Source organism: Mycetohabitans sp. B2, from assembly GCF_021733735.1.
Taxonomy (GTDB): domain Bacteria; phylum Pseudomonadota; class Gammaproteobacteria; order Burkholderiales; family Burkholderiaceae; genus Mycetohabitans; species Mycetohabitans rhizoxinica.
On record NZ_JAHKSP010000016.1, the window covers coordinates 129,509 to 144,974 of the forward strand.

The window sequence follows — 15,466 nt, forward strand, 5'->3', positions numbered from 1 at the left end:
CGTATCTGTGCCGCGCTCCTGGAGCGAGCGAAGCAAAGCGACGAGTGCCAGTGACAACGACGCACGCCAGAGACCGAAGGAGCAGAGCGCTCCTACAAGACAGGGGCGATAGTGAGCCTTCATGATAGTGGAGCCTTGATTTGTAATCCTTGAACTCGTGCTGACCCCGTGTCGGATTCTATTCAATGTAAAGCCGCTTTGAGATACGATGAATATTAAGCCGCCAATTACCATGGCTCATTTGACAACGCTCCTTGTTATGCGCTCGAAGGGGAAATATAATAAAAAACTTGTGAATCAATAATAATATTAATTACATGCATCAGAGATTAATTTTTATAGCTGTTGCCTCTATCATAAGTGGATGCGTTCATACCACAGCGAATCCTGTACAAGTGGCACAAATCGGCGACGAGAGCAAGAGCTGCCGAGCAATCGTCAACGAAATAGAAGAAATGAAGGCGCTAATACTTTCTACTCAAAGTGAGGGTAATGTTAAGACGGCCAAGAACGTGGGTTTGGGGGTGGCAGGTGCGTTCCTGCTTGTGCCATGGTTCTTTATGGATCTAGGGAACGCTCCTACAGTCGAGCAGAAAGCCGCGCAAGCGCGAATTAAGCGGCTTACAGCTTTGTATGAAGACAAAAAATGCGCAGGTCCAACTACGGATAGTGCAATAGCACCTGCGCCTGCAAGCAGTGCGGCGGCATTGAATAGCATACAATGATCGAAGGCGGCCTTACTTCACACTATTACCTGAACCACGTCTTCATGTTGTCAGCAGGGTGTTGACTATTGTGGTCGATCAGGAAAAAACGTCGGGTCAAGCGTTTGCTCCATCGACCACGGGCAGGTCTCGGGGAAAGTCGTGTATGACAGCCCCGTTTCTTTAGACGCCGCCTCGACGGCGTCATCCCAAGCGTCGGCCCACCAGTCAGGATCATTAAGCGACGCTTTAAGGCTAGGTGTTTTACGGATACGTCGTTCAATGCCGTTGCGTTGAGTATGAATCTTCGCTTCCCAACTTGCGCCGCGACGCTTGGATTGGAACTCCCATTTCAGCAAGTGTGCGAGCAGTATGGCCATCCGGTTCGCCAGTTCGCGTTGTTCGCTCTTACCCACGTCCTCAATTTCCTCCGCGATGTGTTCTATATCGATGGCGGATAGCTTGCCCGCACGCAATAGTGCAGCTTGCTCGTTGGCCCACGCTATTACATCTTCATCGTAGCTCGTTCCCATCAGTCATCTCCCTCGGTTAGGGGGCTTCTATCAAGCTTACCAATTATCCATCATAGAGCCATCAATTAGCCGTCATCTGACGCCATGGGTTAGATGGTGGCCGGTGATACAAATGCTATGTCTAAGATTGCTCAATCAGCGCCCGTTCATCATATGTGGCCCCCACGTAAAGCTGTTGACGGCCCCTACAGCGGCTTCGCTGCTTCCGGGAGGGGTAAGCTTTAGCAGTCCTTTGCAGGCCTGACGTGGCCCTTACACCTGCCGCCCGAATCACACCACGCGCCCGATGACAGCGAACCCCCGCTGATCATTCGCGTCTTCTATCGGTACCTCATACGGCGGGTAGTCTGGGTTCGCAGAGATTACCCGAAGAAAGGGGCCGTGCAAGCGTTGCAGCCGCTTCACAAGTACCTGACCGTCCACTCGAATAACGTAGATGCCATCCTGCGGCGACGTGAACGCATGATTGATAAGAATATTGTCACCGTCGTGCAGCACAGGGTACATAGAATCCCCGTGCACTCGTAGCACGCTCAAATCCTCAGGGCGGGCGTGTAGGTAGTTCTCTACCCAATAGCGCCGGAACGCCATTGTGAATTTAGCCTTCTCATCGTCCGGCCAAAGTCCGGTCGCTGTCTCTTGAAGATCATAGCGGGGGACATACACGAACTCATCCAAAACTTTTCGTAACGTGTCATCGCTCGCCCACGAACGCCAGAAGACGGCCGCGCTTGCGCGATCATTGGCCGTGTCACAAGCCGCCTTCTATGTATATGTCAGTGCCTCGAAGCGGACGCAGGCGCGGGCCGCAACCAACCGTAAAGCGATTAACAATGCGCTCAACGCAAACCCTGATTGGCGCGACATGCCTATTCCTGATTCTGTGTTTAACAGCTTGTATGCGAACCGCCCCCGCATCCTATCGCGGCCTGCCAGCGGCGTCACTGTTCGCTGATTGTCCGGAGCTGACGCCGCCGACTTGCCGGACGCTCGGCGGGATGGTGCAATCCATTCTCGACTACCAGACTGCCCTAGACCGCTGTAATGATGACAAGGCGGCGCTCCGAGCCTGGGCTGAGCGGGAAATGGAAAACTAGCCGAGCTTCCTGGCAAGGTCAGCCGCACGTAGATGCGTGTAGCGCTGGAGCATGGAGAGCGTCTTATGTCCGGTGATGCTGGCGACCTCCATCGAATTAAGCCCCTTTTCAAAAGAACCGGCTTGTCACCTCGTGACGAAGATCATGAAGGCGAAGGTCCACGATCTTTGCACGAGCGCGCGCTCGACGGTAAGTGCATTTGATTGCCTCCGTACTCAGGCCGGGGAATACCAGGCCAGTGCGCTCCGTTGCAATGCCACTGAGTACTTTAACGGCACGGCTAGAAAGCGCCACGGGGCGACCGTCGCCATTTTTAGAGTCGGGCAACCACAGCGTTTGGTTGTTAAGGTCAATATTGGGCCGGTGTATCCCCACGACTTCGCTGCGGCGCATGCCCGTCTCGATTGCCAGCAGGACGGCGGGGTAAAGAAACTTATTGCGGGCACGTGGGCACGCGTGCAGCAACAAAGCTTCTTCGCCGCTTTCCATGCGGCGACTCCGCGGTCTGTTGTGCTTCGGGCGGCGGATGCGGCTGACCGGGTTGACCGGAAGGTAGACGCGCCACTCGATCATGGCCGTCGAGAATACGTGCGACAGTAAATTCAGTTCGCGATTGATTGTGCTGCCGCTGACTGTTTTCAACCGTTCGTCTCGCCACGCAGCCAGTACGTCCGGTGTCACGTTGGCGACGGCGTACTTGCACAAAGGCCACTTGAGCATGCTGTGGATACGCTTTGCCTCCGCTGCGCCACTTTTTTTGGTCGGGGACACGCGTATTGCGTATTTCTTAAGAAGATCGCCTAAGGTGGTTTCGCGGGCTATTGAAGTGTCTACGAATGTCCCCCAACGTATATTTTCTTCAATAGAACGCGCCCAATTTTCAGCCTCGGCTTTAGTCGGGAATGACTTGGATTGAGAAGGGAATCCCTTTCGACGGACCTTGGCTTGCCAGCGGTACCGAGCTGAACGATCGTCGCCACGAATGATAGTCGCCATGCAAAACGCCTTCTATTGTGTCCCCGGAGTGTCCCCAAGGCCAAACTAGAAGGCGCTTAGCATGCTTAACTGCTTGAATTCATTGGTGGGTAGTACTGGGATCGAACCAGTGACCCCTGCCGTGTGAAGGCAGTGCTCTACCGCTGAGCTAACCACCCAACTGAGTCAGCGATTATGACAGGACTTGCAGGATTCGTAAAGCGCTTTTCACAGGCTCGGGCTGCGTTATCGGTATTCGGTGCTCGACCGGGTCCGCAGTGGCACCGGCCTGCTCGCGTGTTAATCACGTGCGTATCCGTCGACACCGCACCGACGCGCGCGGCACGCCGCCGTATCACGCGGCAGCCGCGGGGGCGGCTTCACTCACCGACTGCGGCGGCTCCCGCCATACGCACGGCCCTTTGCGTGCTTTGTCGAGTTCGTCGAGCACACCCGCGTGGGCGGCAAGCTCGTCATCGCTCGCACTGATGACGGGCAACTCAAACTGGGCGAGCGACACGCGCGTCGTGGCTACCGATCCTGAGCCCGGCGTGTCGGCCAGCATGTCGATGACCAGGCTTTCCTGGCCGCGTGTCATCGCTAGGTAGACGTCGGCCAGCAATTCCGCATCGAGCAGCGCGCCATGCAGCGTGCGGTGCGCATTGCTAATGCCGAAGCGCTCGCACAGGGCGTCCAGTGAGTTACGCTTGCCGGGAAACATCGCCTTGGCCTGCACTAGCGTGTCGATCACTTCGCCACAATGATCGCAAAACGGCGGCAGTCCCAGCATCGCAAATTCCGCGTTGAGAAAGCCGATGTCGAACGGCGCGTTATGAATGATGATGTCGGCATCCTTGACGAAATCGCGCAGCGCATCGGCAATTTCCGCGAATTTCGGCTTGTCGCGCAGGAACTCGGTAGTCAATCCATGCACGGCCAACGCGCCGGGATCGCTGTCGCGCTCCGGATTGACGTAAAAGTGCAGGTTGTTGCCGGTCAGCTGCCGATTGACGATTTCGACGCAGCCGATTTCAATGATCCGGTCTCCGCCTTTGGCGTTTAGGCCAGTGGTTTCGGTGTCGAGAACAAGAAGACGCATGGTGGGATTGCCTGTTCAGAAAAGTTTAGCGCGCGGCGCGTCCGCACGCGGCTCACGCTTGCTCGAGCGATGTCACGCCTCGGTTGGCCAGTGCGTCGGCCCGCTCGTTTTCCGGATGGCCGGCGTGGCCGCGGACCCAGCGCCATTCGATCTCGTGCAGCACGCTCAGCGCATCGAGACGTTGCCATAGATCGGCGTTCTTGACCGGTGTTTTCGCGGCAGTCATCCAATTCTTCTTCTTCCAGCCGTGAATCCATTCGCTGATGCCTTTTTGCACGTACTGCGAGTCGGTATGGACGACCGCCTTGCAGGGCCGCTTCAGCGCCTCGAGCGCGGCGATCACGGCCATCAGCTCCATTCGGTTGTTGGTCGTCGAGCGCTCGCCGCCAAACAGCTCTTTTTCCTGCGTGCCGAAGCGCAGCAGTGCACCCCAGCCGCCCGGACCCGGGTTGCCTTTGCATGCGCCGTCCGTGTAAATCTCAATGAGGGTGTTGGATTCCATAAGTTCGTCGATAGGGTGGCACGCAACGCCGGCGCACGCCGGCGTTGTCAGTTAGCGTTTGGCGTCGCAACCGGATTCAGCGCCGGCGTGAGCGCCTGTTTTTTGATTTTGGCCGGGCCGATTAGCCGCATGCCATGCACCCGCTTGATCGCGGTGATCATGTATGCCGCGCCGAAAATCGGCCACCAGCGATCGCCGGCCGCTTCCATGAACGCATACCGCGCGAGCCACTTCTCGGTGTCCACCGGCGGACGGTAGCAGCCGAAGCGGCCACGATCCAGTTCGAAGCCGAGCAATTTGATCCAGTCCTTCATTCTCGTGAAGGCGATCAGGTCGTGTGCCGCTGGCACGAACGCATGGCCGCCGCGGCGGCTGATCGACTGCCGCATGCCCCATAGGCTCAGCGAGTTGAAACCGACGATCACGAGTCGTCCCTCTGGCACGAGGACGCGTTCGGCTTCGCGCAGCAGCCGATGCGGATCGTGCGTGAACTCGAGCGTGTGCGGCAGGATCAGCAGATCCACGCTCTGCGACTCGAACGGCAGGTCCAGGAAATCGCACCAAAGCGTTTCGCGTTGCGGCGGCGCGTGGCGCTGGCCGGTATCGGCGGCGCCATGGCTATTCTGGCCCGGCAATCGATAGGGCGCGCTCGCGCCGCTGGCCGCGTCCAGCACCAGGCCGCGGCATGGCATGCGGTTCTCGCGCAACGCATCGAGCTGCGGCAAGCCCAACTGCAGCGCGTAATAGCCGAACATGTCGGACACCAGGCGATCGAGTTGGCTTTGCTCCCACGCGAGCACGTATCGCCCCGGTGGTGATTCGGTCCAGGTTGGCCAGTCTATAATCGGTCGGTTCGACATTGTATCTATGGGTCCTGCGCGATGAACGTACCGTTGGAAGCCAGATCAGCCCGTGACGCCGGTGGCGGGTTGCAATACATCCCGGTTCCGGCGTTCGAGGACAACTATATCTGGGTCATCTCGAACGGATGTGACGCTGCAGTGGTCGATCCCGGCGATGCCGCGCCGGTCGCCGACTTCCTGCAGCGACAAGGCTTGCGGCTGACCGCTATTTTACTCACCCACCACCATGCCGACCATGTCGGCGGAGTGGCCACGTTGATCCAGACGTGTGGCGCACACGGCGCGGTTCCGGTATACGGTCCGGGCAGCGAGACCATTCAGGTAGTCACGGACCCGCTCGCGGGTGGGGACGAAATCCGGATCGAGCCGCTTCGGTTGGTATTGTCCGTGATTGACGTACCCGGGCATACACGTGGGCATATCGCCTATTTCGCAGCGGCCGGCGAGGATCCCGTGCCGCACCTGCTGTGCGGCGACACGCTATTTGCCAGTGGTTGCGGGCGTTTGTTCGAGGGCACGCCGCAGCAGATGCTTGCCTCGCTGGACGCGCTGGCGGCGCTGCCCGACGCCACCGAAGTGCATTGCGCGCACGAATACACGCTGTCCAATATTGCATTCGCGCTCGCGGTGGAGCCGGACAACGCAGATTTGCTCGTCTGGCGGGACCGGGCGCAGGGTTTACGCGCTGATGGGGTGGCGACGGTGCCGACTACGGTGGGTCATGAGAAGCGCGTCAATCCATTCCTGCGCGCCCATCTGCCGTCGATCCGGCAGCAACTGGCCGACAAACGTCATGTGCACGTCAGCGGGCGGCTCGACACCTTTGCTGCGTTGCGCGAATGGAAGAACGTCTTTCGCTGACGTCAACCGCGTCGGTGAATCCGGACGTCATCATTTATTCCAACGACGCCGCATGTCGAGACCCTCACATCGATGGCGGATTGCACACGAAACCTGAAGAACAGCCCTCAATGCCTGGATTTTGCAGGCTTTTTTACAGTTTTTGGGTTGACGCGCCGCACGCGTTCTGCGTACTATCGGACCCAATTTTCCGGCGCCCCTTTGGAATCCGAGACGTTCGATGCGATTGATACTCAGCGTGCTGTTAACACTGTTGCTCGCCGCCTGCGCGAGCAGCGGCACGAATACGGCGCAATCCTCTCAACCGGCTTCCTCCGCGCTTGCCACCTCGCAGAACCTGCAACCCGTCGAAGGCAATCCCATCCAAAAGCATGCCGCGCTGTCCTCGTCCAAACACACCATCGACGTTGATCATGGCAGCGTGCAAGAACTGCAAGGCTCCGATGATTTATGGAGCCGGATTCGCGCCGGCGTCCAAATCCCGAACCTGCAAAGCAATCTGGTCGACATGCAGACGAATTGGTACGCACAGCGCCCCGACTACGTCGAGCGCATGACCGAACGCTCAAAGAAGTACCTGTATCACATCGTTGAGGAGCTTGAGCAGCGGCACATGCCGACGGAGTTGGCGCTGTTGCCGTTCGTCGAGTCGGCGTTCAACCCGCATGCGCTCTCGGTCGCGAAGGCCGCCGGCATGTGGCAGTTCGTGCCCGGCACGGGCCGCACCTTCAAACTGAAACAGAACATGTTTCAGGACGAACGGCGCGACGTCGTCGCCTCGACCAGTGCGGCGCTCGATTATCTGACGAAGCTGCACGGCATGTTCGGCGACTGGTATCTGGCGCTGGCCGCGTACAACTGGGGCGAAGGCAGCGTGCGACGTGCGATTGCGCGCAACTTAGCGCGCGGGCTGCCAACCGACTATCAAAGCCTGCCGATGCCGGCCGAAACGCGCAATTATGTGCCCAAGCTGCAGGCGGTGAAAAACATCGTAATGAACCCGCGGCAATATGGGCTGACGTTGCCGGATATCCCGAATCACCCGTACTTCGTTACGGTGACGACCGCGCGCGACATCGACGTCAAGGTGGCATCCAAGCTCGCAGGCCTTTCGCTGGACGAGTTCCGCTCGCTGAACCCCGGCTTCAAGCAACCGGTGATTCTCGGCGCATCGCAACCGCAGATCCTGCTGCCGTTTGAGAACGCGAATGTGTTCGAGCGTAACCTGAAGGCCTACGATGGAAACCTGTCGACGTGGAAAACGTACAAGGTGACCGAGCGCGCGACTCCGGCGGTGCTGGCCAAGAAAATCGGCGTTGACTCCGGCATGCTGATGACGGTCAACAAGATTCCAGCCGGCATGCGGCTCAAGCCCGGCTCGACGCTGCTGGTGCCCAAGGACGATGGCGACGACGAGGATATCAGCGCCGACGTCGCGGAAAACGCCGTACTCGCGATGGAGCCGGACGTGCCCGATACGCGCAAGATGTTGATCCGCGTGCGGCGCGGGCAGTCGATGGCGGCGGTGGCCCAGCGCTATGGCGTGAGCGTCGCGCAGATCAAGGCATGGAACCATACGCGGCGCAACACGGTGATGGCGGGTCAGCGGCTGATGTTGCACGTACCAGTCGGGCGGGTGATTGTAAAGAAGGTGCCGGCGCCGCGCGCGGGCCGCGTGGAAAAGATTTCGGCGCGCGCGCAGGACAGGCGGGCGGTTTCGCGCTACGGTGCGCGCAGAGGCCGTGCGGGCATCGTGCGCGTTGCCGAGCCGGTCCGCAGCAAGGCCGGCGGGGTGAAGGCGGGCAAGGGGGCGGCGAAGTCGGCGGGCACTGCCGTATCCACCCGGGCCGGCAAGGCGGCGCGGGCGTCTGCCGGTAAGACCCAGGCCGCAGTCGCGAGCCGCGCGAAGACCACAGGCGACGCGCGTAGACGCAAGGCAAACTAGGCGGCTTATGCATCGGCGGCGCGTTGCGGGGGCACGCGTATGATGCTCCATCGGGCGGGATATTGTGTCAGAACGAGCGATGCCGCAATTCTGATGTGGCCCAGTTGCACAAGCTCGCCCCGATCGATGAAGCGCCGCGCAAGCTGCAGCCGTGTGGTGCACACCCCCTGGCCGGCGAGCGCGGCTTGCAGCAGCAGCGCTGAGTCGTCGAAGATCGGTCCGCGCGTGGGCTCGTCCGCGTCCAACCCCGCCGCATTGAAGAAGTCCCGCCAGGAGCGCCGCGTAAAGCGCAGCAACGGCATCGACGGCAATTGCTCGATCCGGAAATCTGGATAGTGGGCAAGCAGCGTCGGATGGCACACCGCGACGACCTGGTCGTCGAGCAGCTTCCTTGCTTCGAATCCAGGCTCCTCGACCCGTCGATGCCAGATGCCGACGTCCACTGAATAGGGATCCGGCGGCTCGACTTCGGCGTGCATGCGCAGCGCCAGGTCCACCAGCGGGTGCCGGTCGTAGAAGTCGCTATGCGTCAAATGCAATGCTTCGGCGGCACGACTGAAACTGCGCCGGCGCGATGCGGCTTCCAGCGCCCGTAGCGCTTGCAGTGGCGGCAGTGGAGGGCTCATCGCGTCAAATTATACTCACAGCGCGGGTTGAAATTTCTCGTTGGCCATGTCGCCTCGCCTGTCCAATAATCGGCGTTCGATAGGCCGCCGCCGCACCAAGCACAGACTATGACTTCCAGCAGAATCCGCATCTTTGTCGTTTTTTCGATCGGCTACTTCGTGTCGTATGTGTTCCGAGGCGTCAATTTGGGTTTCGCGCCGCTGTTGGCCAACGAGTTTGGACTGTCGTCGAGCGACCTCGGCGCGCTGACCAGCATGTATTTCCTTGGCTTTGCCGGCGCGCAGATCCCGGTCGGCGTGCTGCTGGACCGCTTTGGCGCGCGGCGCGTGACAGCCGCGGTGATGCTCGTGGCCGCCGCGGGCATCTTGCTGTTCGGTCTCGCGCAGGACTTCGGTTCGATGATGCTCGGCCGCTTGCTGATCGGCGTCGGCGTGTCGGTATGCCTCGGTGGCGCGTTCCAGGCGACGGCGCAGCATTTCCCTGCGTCCCAGTTGACAGTCGTGAATGGGCTCGTGATGGCGGTCGGCGGCCTGGGCGGGGTAGTCGTGGGCACACCGTTGACCTGGCTGCTGTCGGTAACGGGCTGGCGCACCCTCTGTATCGCATTGGCGGTGCTCACGCTCGTCGTGGCGGCATCGATTTGGGTGTTCGGGCCCCATACTCGGGAACCGCAACATCGCGCGGGTGTGCTGGCCCAATTGCAAGGCACGTGGGAAGTCGTGCGCAGCCGCCGCTTTTGGAAGCTGGCAACGTTCTCGGGCTTGACGCAGAGCGTGTTCTACGCGATGCAGTCGCTATGGATCGGTGCATTCCTACGCGACGTCACGTTCCAGTCGTTGCCGGATGCCGCGGCCCGTGCCGCATCGAGCGTATCGGTGCTCGGTGCCACTTTCATTGCAGGCAATATTGGCTTTGGTGCACTGGCCCGCACACTCGAGCGTTGGGGCGTGTCGGTATATCGATTCTCTGGCGTCACGATGGTGTTGTTCGTGCTGGTGCAGGGGCTTATCGCCGCTCGCGTGCCGTTGCCGCCGATGGTGGTGTGGGCCGCCTATGGCGCATTGGGCGGCAGCGGCATTCTTACCTATGCCGTGCTTGCCAAGCACTTCCCGGTGCGCCTGATCGGCCGCGTGAACACGAGTTTCACGTTAGTGATTTTCCTTGGGATCTTTGTGCTGCAAGTGGCGATTGGCGCGGCGCTCGGTCATTGGCCGGAGCGGGGCGGCCATTATCCGGTTCACGCGCATCAGTGGGTCTGGGTCGCGCTGATTGTAGTGCAAGGGCTTGCTGCAATTGGGTACTTCATGCCGGCTCGCGACGCTCGGGCAGCGCGCGAGTGGCCACAGGGGGCGACCGGGACGGCTGAGGACGAGCCGATCCGGTGAAAATGGACTAAAACTGAAGCGTGGCCGACACTGGGTCGTTGAACCGATGGGTTTGAGGCAGGGTCGGTTTCAAGCTATAATTTGAAAGTTTAAGTTAATTAACCCGCACCCTAGCGCCTACCTCCCCAAACCGCTCGTCCGCCGCGCGCCCGATGCTATCGGAGCTGTCGCCCGCAGCGGGGCCGCTTGTACGCGTCGTTCGTGAGCCGAATTGGCCTCGGAGGCGGACAATGCGCCCCCCGGACAAGGACGACAGGTCGGCAGCAGGGTGTTCCCGGAAGGAGCCTCCCGTGTTGCCGTCTTTTTCTCCCGCTCTGCTTGCGCTTGCCGATGGCACCGTTTTGCGCGGCTACTCGATCGGCGCCACCGGCCACACGATTGGTGAGGTGGTGTTCAATACCGCGATCACCGGCTATCAGGAAATCCTCACCGATCCTAGCTACGCGCGCCAGATCGTCACGCTGACGTATCCGCACATCGGCAATGTCGGTGTGAATAGCGAGGACGTCGAGTCGAGTCGCGTCCATGCAGCCGGCCTGGTGATTCGCGACCTGCCGGTGCTGGCGTCGAATTTCCGTGCTCAGCGCACGTTGTCTGACTATCTGGCCGGCGAGGGCGTGGTCGCGATTGCCGGCCTGGACACGCGCCACTTGACCCGCATCCTACGCGAGCGGGGCGCGCAGAACGGCTGCATCCTCGTCGGGACTGACGAACAGCAGGCGGTCGAGCTGGCGCGCGCGTTCCCGGGCCTGGCCGGCATGGATCTGGCAAAAGTCGTGTCGACGCACGCGCGCTACGAGTGGACCGAGGCCGAATGGCGCCTGGGTGAAGGCTACCGGGCGCAACAAACGCCGCAGCACCGCGTGGTCGCGTTCGACTATGGCATCAAGCGCAATATTCTGCGCATGCTTGCCGAGCGCGGCTGCCATGTAACCGTGCTGCCTGCGCAATCGAGCGCCGCCGACGCGCTCGCGCTGGATCCGGATGGCGTGTTCCTGTCCAACGGGCCTGGTGATCCGCAAGCGTGCGATTACGCGGTCGCCGCGACGCGCGAATTGATCGAGCGCGGCGTGCCGACGTTCGGCATTTGCCTGGGCCACCAGGTCATGGCGCTGGCTGTCGGCGCGAAGACGTTGAAGATGAAGACCGGCCACCATGGCGCCAATCATCCGGTCAAGGATCTGGACAACGGCAAGGTTGTAATCACCTCGCAGAACCACGGCTTCGCGGTCGACGCGTCGACGCTGCCGGCCAACGCGAAGGTCACGCACGTATCGCTGTTCGATGGCACGCTGCAGGGGTTCGCGCTGCAGGACAAGCCCGCGTTCTGCTTCCAGGGGCACCCGGAAGCGTCGCCGGGGCCGCGCGACATCGGCTACCTGTTCGACCGGTTCGTTGACCTGATCGAGGCGAGCAAGAGCGGCCGCAACTGCGCCACGAGCGCTGCATAGCGCCGCGCGGCGGGCGGCTCATTGCCCGCTGTGCGCCAGGCGGCGTGCAGGCGCGTGTGCGACATGCGCCGCACCGCAATACCGAAGACACGAATATCAGCGCGATACACGCGCACACCAGCGAGTAGCGTTATGCCCAAGCGGACAGACATCAACAGTATCCTTATCATCGGCGCGGGGCCGATCATCATTGGCCAGGCGTGCGAGTTCGACTATTCCGGCGCGCAGGCGTGCAAGGCGCTGCGCGAGGAAGGCTATAAGGTGATCCTAGTCAACAGCAATCCGGCGACGATCATGACCGACCCGGACACGGCCGACGTCACGTACATCGAGCCGATCACCTGGGAAGTCGTCGAGACAATCATTGCGAAGGAGCGTCCCGACGCGATCCTGCCGACGATGGGAGGCCAGACCGCGCTGAACTGCGCGCTAGACCTACATCGGCACGGCGTGCTGGACAAATACGGCGTCGAGTTGATCGGCGCGTCGCCCGCGGCGATCGACAAGGCCGAGGATCGGCAGAAGTTCAAGGAGGCGATGGACCAGATCGGGTTGGGCTCGGCCAAGTCGGGGATTGCGCACTCGTGGGAAGAGGCGCTGAAGGTCCAGGCCGAGATTGCCCAGGCGACCGGCGGCGCGGGCTATCCGGTGGTGATCCGGCCATCGTTCACGCTCGGCGGCTCGGGGGGCGGTATTGCATACAACCGTGTCGAGTTCGAAGAGATCTGCAAGCGCGGCCTAGACCTGTCGCCCACGCGTGAGTTGCTGATCGAGGAATCGCTGCTGGGTTGGAAGGAATTCGAGATGGAGGTCGTGCGTGACCGGCACGACAACTGCATCATCGTCTGCTCGATCGAGAACCTCGATCCGATGGGCATCCACACCGGCGATTCGATTACCGTCGCGCCCGCGCAGACGCTGACCGACAAGGAATACCAATTGATGCGCGACGCGTCGCTCGCGGTGCTGCGCGAGATTGGGGTGGACACTGGCGGCTCAAACGTGCAGTTTGCGATCAATCCGCGCGATGGCCGCATGATCGTGATCGAGATGAATCCGCGCGTGTCGCGCTCGTCCGCGCTTGCGTCGAAGGCAACAGGATTCCCGATCGCGAAGGTGGCGGCCAAGCTCGCGGTTGGCTATACGCTGGATGAGTTGAAGAACGAGATTACCGGCGGCCAGACGCCGGCCTCGTTCGAGCCGACGATCGACTACGTGGTCACGAAGGTGCCGCGCTTTGCGTTTGAGAAATTCCGCGAGGCCGATCCGCATTTGACGACCCAGATGAAGTCCGTCGGCGAGGTGATGGCAATCGGGCGCACGTTCCAGGAATCGTTTCAGAAGGCGCTGCGGGGGCTGGAGGTCGGCGTGGACGGGCTGGACGAAAAGTCCACGGACCGCGACGAGATCATCGAGCGGATCGGCACGCCGGGTCCGGACCGGATCTGGTATGTCGGCGACGCATTCCGCGTGGGCCTGTCGCGCGACGAAATCTTTGACGAAACCGCGATTGATCCGTGGTTCCTCGCCCAGATCGAGCAGATCGTGTTGAAGGAAAAAGCGCTCGCCGCACGCTCGCTGGTCAGCCTGTCGCGCGACGAGTTGCGGTACCTGAAGCAGAGCGGCTTTTCGGACCGGCGTCTGGCCAAGCTCACGGGCGCGAGCCCGGCCGAGGTGCGCGCGCGTCGCATCGAATTGAATGTGCGGCCGGTCTACAAGCGCGTGGACACCTGCGCGGCGGAGTTTGCGACGAAAACCGCCTACCTGTACTCGACGTACGAGCAGGAGTGCGAGGCGCAGCCGACGACGAACAAGAAGATTATGGTGCTGGGCGGCGGCCCAAACCGGATTGGCCAGGGCATCGAGTTCGACTATTGCTGCGTGCATGCCGCGCTGGCGATGCGCGAGGACGGCTACGAGACGATCATGGTCAACTGCAATCCGGAAACGGTGTCGACTGACTATGACACGTCGGATCGGCTCTATTTCGAGCCGCTGACGCTGGAGGACGTGCTCGAGATCGTCGACAAGGAAAAGCCGCTCGGCGTGATCGTGCAATACGGTGGCCAGACGCCGCTGAAGCTCGCACTGGATCTAGAGGCCAATGGCGTGCCGATTGTGGGCACCTCGCCAGACATGATCGATGCGGCCGAGGACCGCGAGCGTTTCCAGAAGCTATTGCAATCGCTCGGCCTGCGTCAGCCACCGAATCGGACCGCCCGCACCGAGGACGAAGCGCTGCGGCTGGCCGGCGAGATCGGCTATCCGCTTGTCGTGCGGCCCTCCTATGTGTTGGGCGGCCGCGCGATGGAGATCGTGCATGAGCCACGCGACCTGGAACGCTACATGCGCGAGGCGGTCAAGGTATCGAACGACTCGCCGGTGTTGTTGGACCGGTTCTTAAATGATGCGATCGAATGCGATGTCGATTGCATCTGTGACGGCAATGCGGTCTTCATCGGCGGCGTCATGGAGCATATTGAGCAGGCGGGCGTGCACTCTGGCGATTCCGCATGCTCGCTGCCACCGTACTCGCTGTCGGCCGCAACCGTGACCGAGCTGAAGCGGCAGACCGCGGCGATGGCGCGAGCGCTGAACGTGATCGGGCTGATGAACGTACAGTTCGCGATTCAGCAGGTGCCGCAGGCCGACGGTACGCTCGGCGATGTGATCTACGTGCTGGAAGTCAATCCGCGCGCGTCCCGCACGGTGCCGTATGTGTCGAAGGCGAGCGGGTTGCAACTGGCCAAGATTGCCGCGCGCGCGATGGTCGGACAGACGCTAGCCGCGCAGCGGGTGACACGGGAGGTTGAGCCGCCTTACTTCAGCGTGAAGGAGGCGGTGTTCCCGTTCATCAAGTTCCCGGCTGTCGATCCGGTGTTGGGACCGGAAATGCGCTCGACCGGTGAAGTGATGGGCGTCGGACGCACGTTCGGCGAGGCGTTGTTCAAGTCGCAACTGGCTGCCGGCTCGCGGCTGCCCGCGTCGGGCACCGTGCTGTTGACCGTGATGGACGCGGATAAGCCCAAGGCCGTCGAGGTAGCGCGCATGCTGCACGAGCTTGGCTATCCGTTGGTCGCGACGAAGGGAACGGCCGCGGCCATTGCGGCTGCCGGCGTGCCGGTCAAAGTCGTCAGCAAGGTCAAGGACGGTCGGCCGCATATCGTCGACATGATCAAGAACGGCGAGATCGCGCTCGTGTTCACGACTGTCGATGAAACCCGGACCGCGATTGCTGATTCGCGCTCGATCCGCATGAGCGCGCAGGCGAACAAGGTGACGTACTACACGACGATGTCTGGCGCGCGCGCTGCAGTCGAAGGGCTGCGCTATTTGAAAAACCTCGAGGTCTATGATTTACAAGGGCTTCACGCTCGCCTAAACTGATCATCGATCCGGCGGTTTGCGCAGATGAGGTAAGATG

General features: G+C 61.1%; 14 protein-coding genes and 1 tRNA gene. 7 read left to right on the forward strand and 8 right to left on the reverse strand.

From position 1 onward, the window contains the following. Nucleotides 1–317 precede the first annotated feature (317 nt). Nucleotides 318–725 (forward strand): hypothetical protein, encoded by a 408-nt coding sequence (locus KPG66_RS03445; protein WP_013434589.1) that lies wholly within the window; start codon nucleotides 318–320, stop codon nucleotides 723–725. 65 nt (nucleotides 726–790) lie between these two features. Here the strand turns inward: KPG66_RS03445 and KPG66_RS03450 are convergent, their stop codons facing one another. After that, nucleotides 791–1,237 carry a DUF29 domain-containing protein gene (locus tag KPG66_RS03450; RefSeq protein WP_013434590.1) on the reverse strand — a complete coding sequence of 149 codons (447 nt, stop codon included), beginning with the start codon at nucleotides 1,235–1,237 and terminating at the stop codon, nucleotides 791–793. Between the two features lie 270 nt (nucleotides 1,238–1,507). Then, complete coding sequence (locus tag KPG66_RS03455) at nucleotides 1,508–1,915, reverse strand: S24 family peptidase (protein ID WP_013434591.1); 408 nt, start codon at nucleotides 1,913–1,915, stop codon at nucleotides 1,508–1,510. A gap of 155 nt (nucleotides 1,916–2,070) precedes the next feature. On the opposite strand from KPG66_RS03455, the gene lysC reads away from it, so the two are divergent. Continuing rightward, entirely contained in the window at nucleotides 2,071–2,334 is a 264-nt protein-coding gene (gene lysC, locus KPG66_RS17855) for an Rz1-like lysis system protein LysC (protein WP_013434593.1), read from the forward strand. A gap of 108 nt (nucleotides 2,335–2,442) precedes the next feature. Here the strand turns inward: lysC and KPG66_RS03460 are convergent, their stop codons facing one another. From KPG66_RS03460 to KPG66_RS03480, 5 genes are all read right to left on the reverse strand, one after another. Further along, nucleotides 2,443–3,330 carry a tyrosine-type recombinase/integrase gene (locus tag KPG66_RS03460; protein ID WP_237070020.1) on the reverse strand — a complete coding sequence of 296 codons (888 nt, stop codon included), beginning with the start codon at nucleotides 3,328–3,330 and terminating at the stop codon, nucleotides 2,443–2,445. Between the two features lie 83 nt (nucleotides 3,331–3,413). Continuing rightward, nucleotides 3,414–3,488: transfer RNA gene (locus KPG66_RS03465), tRNA-Val, on the reverse strand. Between the two features lie 176 nt (nucleotides 3,489–3,664). Further along, a complete protein-coding gene (gene dnaQ, locus KPG66_RS03470) occupies nucleotides 3,665–4,408 on the reverse strand; it encodes a DNA polymerase III subunit epsilon (RefSeq protein WP_013434596.1) in 744 nt (247 codons plus the stop codon). 52 nt (nucleotides 4,409–4,460) lie between these two features. Beyond that, on the reverse strand, nucleotides 4,461–4,910 hold the full coding sequence (rnhA, locus tag KPG66_RS03475) for a ribonuclease HI (RefSeq protein WP_013434597.1): 450 nt from the start codon (nucleotides 4,908–4,910) through the stop codon (nucleotides 4,461–4,463). Nucleotides 4,911–4,957: 47 nt separating this feature from the next. Then, nucleotides 4,958–5,770, reverse strand: coding sequence for a class I SAM-dependent methyltransferase (locus KPG66_RS03480; RefSeq protein ID WP_013434598.1), 813 nt, complete (start codon nucleotides 5,768–5,770; stop codon nucleotides 4,958–4,960). 21 nt (nucleotides 5,771–5,791) lie between these two features. Here KPG66_RS03480 and gloB point away from each other — a divergent pair, with 21 nt between their 5' ends. Both gloB and KPG66_RS03490 read left to right on the forward strand, forming a co-directional pair. Then, nucleotides 5,792–6,634: a hydroxyacylglutathione hydrolase gene (gene gloB, locus KPG66_RS03485; RefSeq protein WP_013434599.1), complete on the forward strand. Its 843-nt coding sequence runs from the start codon at nucleotides 5,792–5,794 to the stop codon at nucleotides 6,632–6,634. 220 nt (nucleotides 6,635–6,854) lie between these two features. Beyond that, on the forward strand, nucleotides 6,855–8,579 hold the full coding sequence (locus KPG66_RS03490) for a transglycosylase SLT domain-containing protein (RefSeq protein ID WP_237070021.1): 1,725 nt from the start codon (nucleotides 6,855–6,857) through the stop codon (nucleotides 8,577–8,579). A gap of 5 nt (nucleotides 8,580–8,584) precedes the next feature. On the opposite strand, the gene KPG66_RS03495 is transcribed toward KPG66_RS03490, so the two are convergent. Then, complete coding sequence (locus tag KPG66_RS03495; protein ID WP_272907021.1) at nucleotides 8,585–9,205, reverse strand: LysR substrate-binding domain-containing protein; 621 nt, start codon at nucleotides 9,203–9,205, stop codon at nucleotides 8,585–8,587. A 108-nt stretch (nucleotides 9,206–9,313) separates the two neighbouring features. Here KPG66_RS03495 and KPG66_RS03500 point away from each other — a divergent pair, with 108 nt between their 5' ends. The 3 genes from KPG66_RS03500 to carB all read left to right on the forward strand — a co-directional run bounded on the left by KPG66_RS03500 (nucleotide 9,314) and on the right by carB (nucleotide 15,429). Beyond that, entirely contained in the window at nucleotides 9,314–10,591 is a 1,278-nt protein-coding gene (locus KPG66_RS03500) for an MFS transporter (RefSeq protein ID WP_237070022.1), read from the forward strand. A gap of 290 nt (nucleotides 10,592–10,881) precedes the next feature. Then, nucleotides 10,882–12,042, forward strand: coding sequence for a glutamine-hydrolyzing carbamoyl-phosphate synthase small subunit (gene carA, locus KPG66_RS03505; RefSeq protein WP_041753190.1), 1,161 nt, complete (start codon nucleotides 10,882–10,884; stop codon nucleotides 12,040–12,042). Nucleotides 12,043–12,174: 132 nt separating this feature from the next. Beyond that, a complete protein-coding gene (gene carB, locus KPG66_RS03510; protein WP_237070023.1) occupies nucleotides 12,175–15,429 on the forward strand; it encodes a carbamoyl-phosphate synthase large subunit in 3,255 nt (1,084 codons plus the stop codon). Nucleotides 15,430–15,466: the final 37 nt, after the last annotated feature.